This is a genomic window from Kitasatospora griseola (genome assembly GCF_014648555.1).
GTDB lineage: Bacteria > Actinomycetota > Actinomycetes > Streptomycetales > Streptomycetaceae > Kitasatospora > Kitasatospora griseola.
On record NZ_BMRI01000012.1, the window covers coordinates 190,288 to 196,029 of the forward strand.

A 5,742-nucleotide genomic window follows, 5' to 3' on the forward strand; every position below is an offset into this window, starting at 1 on the left:
GCGTCCAGGACGAAGGAAGCCAGCTGGTCGCCCTCGCCCTCGCCAACGCCCCCGTGGACGGCCCCGACCGGCTCTGGCTGGACGGCTGCGCCGGCCCCGGCGGCAAGGCGGCGCTGCTCGGCGCGCTGGCCGCCGAGCGCGGGGCGGCCCTGGTCGCCTCCGAGAAGCAGCCGCACCGCGCCCGCCTGGTGGCCCGCGCCCTGAACGGAAACCCCGGCCCGTACGCGGTCATCACCGCCGACGGCACCCAGGGAGCCTGGCAGCAGGGCGCGTTCGACCGTGTGCTGGTCGACGTCCCCTGCTCGGGCCTGGGCGCGCTGCGTCGCCGCCCCGAGGCGCGGTGGCGCCGCCGCCCCGAGGACATCGCCGGATTCGGGCCGCTGCAGCGGGAGTTGCTCCGCAACGCGCTGGACGCGGCGCGGGTCGGCGGCGTCGTCGGCTACGCGACCTGCTCGCCGCACCTCGCCGAGACCCGCGCCGTGGTGGACGACGTGCTGCGCGGCCGCGAGGACGTGGAGTGGGTCGACGCCCGCCCGCTGCTCCCGGGCGTCCCGGAACTGGGCGACGGCCCGGACATCCAGCTGTGGCCGCACCTGCACGGGACGGACGCGATGTACCTGGCGCTGCTCCGGCGCACGGCCTGACGTCCGAGGGGGCGCGTAAGCAGGGGCGGGTGTGGGCGCCTTCCAGCCTTGGCGGGCCGGGAGGCGCCCCCACCCGCCCCTGGCGGTTCAGGCGCCGACGAGGACGGTGAGGAGGCGCTGGAGGTCGCGGTCGAAGACGGTGTCGGGGGCGGTGGGGGTGCTGCTCTGGGCGAGGGCGGTGGCGAGGTGGGGGTACTGGCCGGTGGCGGTGACGGTCTGGAGGTAGCGGATCAGGTCGCTGAGCCAGAGGTCGCCGGCGGCGGTGGCGCGTTGCTGCCAGTCGGTGAATTGGCAGACGAAGCCGGTGAGTTGGGCGAACGCCTCCATCTTCGCGGTGCCGTCCAGCGAGGTGTCGGCGAGTGCGGCGAGGTGGTACTCGGTCACCCGTAGGCCGTTCGGGCCGAGGCCGGGGCGGTGGGTGATCAGGGTGGTGGCCCAGCTGTGGCGGGCGAGGACGGTGCGCAACCGGTTGGCGAGCAGGGTGAGGTCGGCCCGCCAGTCGCCGCTGGGTTGTTCCGGCAGGTCGTACTCGCCGGCCAGCAGGTCGAGCATCAGGTCGAACAGGTGCTCTTTCTTCGGCACGTAGTTGTACAACGACATGGTGCCGGCGCCGAGTTCGGCCGCGACCTTGCGCATCGTCACGGCGTCGAGGCCTTCGCGGTCGGCGAGGTCGACCGCCGCCCGGGCGATCGACACCCGGCTGTGTGCCGGACGCGGCCCGCGGCCGGAGTACTCCGGGCGCAGCCAGATCAGCTCGGATTGCTCGCCGGACGCCATCGTTGGATCACCTCGGTGGTCAGTCTACGCAGGTGGCGGCGGTATTCGGCTGCGAGTGGGAGGGGCGGCCGCCTACGGTGGTGCACGCCGGTACGGCAGAACGTGGAAAGAGGGATCGGGTATGGACATTCCGCTGGTGGACGCGGTGGCGGCGGTGCGGGACGAGCTGTTGGCGGCGGCCCGCGCCGGGGGTGAGCACCCGGATCTGGTGTTCGCGGTGGGGCCGGTGGAGATGGAGTTCGAGGTCGAGTTGCGGGCAGACGCCAAGGCGAAGGCGGGCTTCAAGATCTTCGCGGTGGGCGCGGAGACCGAGGCCGGGGTGTCCCGCGGTCGTACCCACCGGGTCTCCTTCGCGCTCACTCCGCGCGCCGCGAACGGCGCGGATCTGCTGGTGCACGGCGATCCGGCCCGTCCGTCGGGCCCGGGCGACACCTCGGACCGCATCGCGGACTGACGCCCCGTCGGGGTCGGGGGGATCTGCCGGAAGCGGCGGGTCCCCCTTTTGCCTGCCTGCGAGCCTTTTCTACGTACGACGTACCCAGTAGTGTGGTGCGCAGCACTACTACGTACGATGTACCTAGAAAGGGCCTGCCATGAGCGACCCGGTCATTGCCGTTCGCGGCCTGGGCAAGACGTTCGGCGCCACGCGCGCGCTGGACGGACTCGAACTCGACGTCCCGGAAGGGGCGGTGTGCGGTCTGCTCGGGCCCAACGGGGCGGGGAAGACCACGTTGGTGCGGATCCTGGCGACGCTGGTGCGGCCGGACCGGGGGGAGGCCCGGGTGTGCGGGCACGAGGTGGGGCGGGAGGCCGCGGCGGTGCGGCGGGCGATCGGACTGGCCGGGCAGTACGCGGCGGTGGAGGAGGGGATCACCGGCCGGGAGAACCTCGAACTGCTGGGCAGGCTGCACCACTTGGGGGCGGTGAAGGCCAGGGCGCGGGCGGCGGAGCTGCTCGCGGAGTTCGGCCTGGAGGAGGCCGCCGACCGCCTGGTGCGCGGGTACTCGGGCGGGATGCGCCGCCGGCTGGACCTGGCGGCGAGCCTGCTCACCCGGCCGCGGGTGCTGTTCCTGGACGAGCCGACCACGGGGCTCGACCCCCGCAGCCGGCGGGAGATCTGGTCGGCGGTACGGGAGTTGGCGACGCAGGGCTCGACCGTGCTGCTGACCACCCAGTACCTGGACGAGGCGGACCGGCTGGCCGACCGGATCACCGTGCTGGACCGCGGGCGGGCCGTCGCCGACGACACCCCGCAGCGGCTCAAGGCCGCCATCGGCACGCTGGTGGAAGTCACCCTGCCCGAGGACGCCGACCTGGAACGGGCCTGCGCCGTGCTGGCCGTGCTCACCGGCGGCGCACCGGCTGTCGACGCCGGGCAGCGCCGGGTCGGCGCCGTCTCCGACCCGGCCCGGCCGCTCGCCCTGCCGCGCCTGGTACGGGAGTTGGACGCCGCCGGGGTGGTCGCGCTGGACGTGGCGCTGCGCACCCCCTCGCTGGACGACGTGTTCCTCGCGCTGACCGGCGCGGGCGCTGCGGAGAAGACGGAGGCGGCCGCATGAGCGCGATGACGATGCCCGTGGACGCCGCCGCGTCGGCCCGGCGGATCCTGCTGGTGTACCGCCACTCGCCCGGGCTGCTGGCGTCCTCGCTGCTGGTGCCGGTCGCCATGGTCGGGGTGTTCGGGTACGTGTTCGGCAGTGCGATGAACGTGCCGGGCGGCGGCTACCGGGAGTTCCTGATGCCCGGTCTGTTCGCCCTGGTCGCGCTGAACGCCGTGATGCCCGCCATGGTCGGCGGCGCGCGGGACGCCGGGCGGGGCGTCACCGACCGGCTGCGGTCGATGTCGGTGTCCCGGTTCGGCCTGCTGACCGGGCAGGCGCTGGCGGACCTGCTGGTGGCCGCCGTCGTGCTGGCGCCGACCGCGCTGGTCGGCCTGGCGGCGGGCTGGCGGATCCGGCACGGGCTGGGCCCGGCGCTCGGCGCGTTCGGCCTGCTGCTGCTGTTCCGGTTCGCCTGCGGCTGGGTCGGCACCGCGCTCGGCCTGGCCGTCGGCAAGGAGGACACGGCCGGTCAACTCGCCGTCCTGACCATCCCGTTCTCGATGCTCACCAGTGCGTTCGTCCCCACCGGCGGCATGCCGGGCTGGCTGGCCGCGATCGCCGAGTGGAACCCGGTCAGCGCCGTGGTGGAGGCCGCCCGGCAGCTGTTCGGCAACCCGTCCGCGCCCGGGAGCGCCTGGCCCGCCCAGCACCCGGTGGCCGCCGCGCTCGGCTGGTGCGCGCTGCTGCTGGCGCTCGCGGTGCCGCTCGCCGTGCGGAACTTCGCCCGCGCCGGTCGCTGACGGTCCGTCAACACGACTCCGGGCGTTAAATGCTGGACAACTCGGCCGGTGCGGCAGAGGGTTGGGCGTCATGGAGTACACCCACCTCGGCCGCACCGGCCTGTCCGTGTCCCCGCTGTGCCTGGGCACCATGAACTTCGGCGTGCACACCGAAGAGGCCGACGCGCACCGCATCATGGACGCCGCGCACGGGCACGGCATCAACTTCTTCGACACCGCCAACGTCTACGGCTGGGGCGAGAACAGGGGCCTCACCGAGACGATCATCGGCAACTGGTTCGCCAAGGGCGGCGGCCGGCGCGAGCGCACCGTGATCGCCACCAAGCTCTACGGCCCGATGGGCGACTGGCCCAACGAGGGCCGGCTCTCCGCGCTCAACATCCGCCGTGCCGTGGACGCCAGCCTGCGCCGCCTGCAGACCGACCACATCGACCTGTACCAGATGCACCACATCGACCGGGACACTCCCTGGGACGAGATCTGGCAGGCGATGGAGGTGCTCACCCTCCAGGGCAAGATCATCTACGTCGGGTCGTCCAACTTCGCCGGCTGGCACCTCGCCCAGGCCCAGGAGGCCGCCCGGGCCCGGCACTTCCTCGGCCTGACCAGCGAGCAGTCGATCTACAACCTGATCGAGCGGACCGTCGAACTCGAAGTGGTCCCCGCCGCCCAGCACTACGGCCTCGGCCTGATCGCCTGGTCGCCGCTGCACGGCGGCCTGCTCGGCGGCGTGCTGCGCAAGGAGCGCGAGGGCGTGCGCCGAACCCAGGGTCGGGCCGTCGACACCCTGAACGAGCGGCGCGAGCAGATCCAGGCGTACGAGGACCTGTGCGACGAGCTCGGCCACGAGCCCGGCGACGTCGCGCTCGCCTGGCTGCGCACCCGTCCGGCCGTCACCGCGCCGATCGTCGGCCCCCGCACCGAGGAGCAACTGACCGCCGCGATGCGCTCGTTGGACGTCGAGCTGGACGCCAAGACGCTGGAGCGGCTGGACGAGATCTTCCCCGGCCACCGCACCGCGCCGGAGCACTACGCCTGGTGATCCGCCGCCCCCGGGCGCTCGCCGCGCCCGGGGGCAGCGCCTCGGCGGCCGGTCGGCCGGCCGCAGGGGGCGGCGGTCACTGGGCGGCGGTCACTGCACTGGCGGTCACTGTGCGGTCGGGAGTGGCGCGGCCGGAGGCTCGGCCGGGGTGCGGGTGAGCAGGTGGTGGCCGGCGCCGTCCGGGTCGCCGATGAAGACGAACAGCTCCAGTCGGTGCTGCCGGTCGCGCTTCAGGTGGAAGCGCCAGCGGTAGGCGGTGGGCGGCTCGGTGTGCGACAGGGAGCGGCGCGCGTCGGGGCGGGTGTCGAGGGCCGTGCGGGTGGTGAGGTCGAGGACGAGCCGCTGGCCGGCGACCTCGTCGGTGAGTTCCCAGCGGCCGGTGCCGGACAGTCGCCAGCCGTCCTCGTAGGCCCAGTCCTGGCCGTCCAGCCGTTCGACGGTGGCGGTGCCGTCCTGGTGGAGCGTCAGGTGGGCCTGCTGGTCGCCCTCCCAGCTGCCGACGGCCTCGGCGGCGGTGGCGTCGTGCAGCCCGGTGCCTTCGTAGTACTGCGCGACGCCGGCGCAGCCGGTCAGCAGCAGCGCGACGGCCGCGAGGACCGCCGTCCGGGGGCGGTGGCCGCGCATGGTTCGTTCCCCTCCCATGTTCCCCTCCCAAGGGTGACGGGCTCACCCTGCCAGAGAAGTTGAACGCGTTCAAGTTTCTCGCGGGAGCGGGCGTCGCCGCAGGTGGGAGGGTGGTCGGCGGTGTCGCGGGCGAGGGTGCGGGAGAACGGGATGAAAATACGTCAGGATGACCGGGTGAAGCCGATCAGCCATGCGGTGCCCTACTACTCCCAGTGGGAGTCGCCCGAACTCGTGCCCGACATCCTGGACGGCACGCTGCGGGCCGCCGACGATCCGCTGTGGGAGCGGTCGGGCGCGGCCGACGAGGCCGAGTA

7 protein-coding genes are annotated in these 5,742 nt (G+C 73.6%); 5 read left to right on the plus strand and 2 right to left on the minus strand.

Going from position 1 to position 5,742, the window contains the following annotated elements:
- Window positions 1-644, plus strand: a 644-nt coding sequence (locus IEZ12_RS38595; RefSeq protein ID WP_505744218.1) for an RsmB/NOP family class I SAM-dependent RNA methyltransferase, incomplete at its 5' end; no start/stop codon positions are given.
- 87 nt (window positions 645-731) lie between these two features.
- Here IEZ12_RS38595 and IEZ12_RS17995 read toward each other — a convergent pair.
- Window positions 732-1,421 (minus strand): TetR/AcrR family transcriptional regulator, encoded by a 690-nt coding sequence (locus IEZ12_RS17995; RefSeq protein ID WP_189272897.1) that lies wholly within the window; start codon window positions 1,419-1,421, stop codon window positions 732-734.
- 121 nt (window positions 1,422-1,542) lie between these two features.
- Between IEZ12_RS17995 and IEZ12_RS18000 the strand changes: the two genes are divergently transcribed.
- From IEZ12_RS18000 to IEZ12_RS18015, 4 genes are all read left to right on the plus strand, one after another.
- Window positions 1,543-1,875, plus strand: a complete 333-nt coding sequence (locus IEZ12_RS18000; protein WP_189272898.1) for a trypco2 family protein — start codon at window positions 1,543-1,545, stop codon at window positions 1,873-1,875.
- Window positions 1,876-2,014: 139 nt separating this feature from the next.
- On the plus strand, window positions 2,015-2,980 hold the full coding sequence (locus IEZ12_RS18005; RefSeq protein WP_189272899.1) for an ATP-binding cassette domain-containing protein: 966 nt from the start codon (window positions 2,015-2,017) through the stop codon (window positions 2,978-2,980).
- Window positions 2,977-3,762, plus strand: coding sequence for an ABC transporter permease (locus tag IEZ12_RS18010; protein ID WP_189272900.1), 786 nt, complete (start codon window positions 2,977-2,979; stop codon window positions 3,760-3,762). Before IEZ12_RS18005 ends, IEZ12_RS18010 begins: the two co-directional genes overlap by 4 nt.
- A gap of 70 nt (window positions 3,763-3,832) precedes the next feature.
- On the plus strand, window positions 3,833-4,804 hold the full coding sequence (locus tag IEZ12_RS18015) for an aldo/keto reductase (protein ID WP_100585123.1): 972 nt from the start codon (window positions 3,833-3,835) through the stop codon (window positions 4,802-4,804).
- Window positions 4,805-4,909: 105 nt separating this feature from the next.
- Here IEZ12_RS18015 and IEZ12_RS18020 read toward each other — a convergent pair whose 3' ends face one another.
- Window positions 4,910-5,446, minus strand: a complete 537-nt coding sequence (locus IEZ12_RS18020) for a hypothetical protein (RefSeq protein ID WP_189272901.1) — start codon at window positions 5,444-5,446, stop codon at window positions 4,910-4,912.
- Between the last annotated feature and the right edge of the window lie 296 nt (window positions 5,447-5,742).

Coding starts and splice junctions, on each gene's coding strand:
- IEZ12_RS18000 (WP_189272898.1), top strand. CDS start 1,543: ATGGACATTCCGCTGGTGGACGCGGTGGCGGCGGTGCGGGACGAGCTG.
- IEZ12_RS18005 (WP_189272899.1), top strand. CDS start 2,015: ATGAGCGACCCGGTCATTGCCGTTCGCGGCCTGGGCAAGACGTTCGGC.
- IEZ12_RS17995 (WP_189272897.1), bottom strand. CDS start 1,421: ATGGCGTCCGGCGAGCAATCCGAGCTGATCTGGCTGCGCCCGGAGTAC.
- IEZ12_RS18010 (WP_189272900.1), top strand. CDS start 2,977: ATGAGCGCGATGACGATGCCCGTGGACGCCGCCGCGTCGGCCCGGCGG.
- IEZ12_RS18020 (WP_189272901.1), bottom strand. CDS start 5,446: ATGGGAGGGGAACGAACCATGCGCGGCCACCGCCCCCGGACGGCGGTC.
- IEZ12_RS18015 (WP_100585123.1), top strand. CDS start 3,833: ATGGAGTACACCCACCTCGGCCGCACCGGCCTGTCCGTGTCCCCGCTG.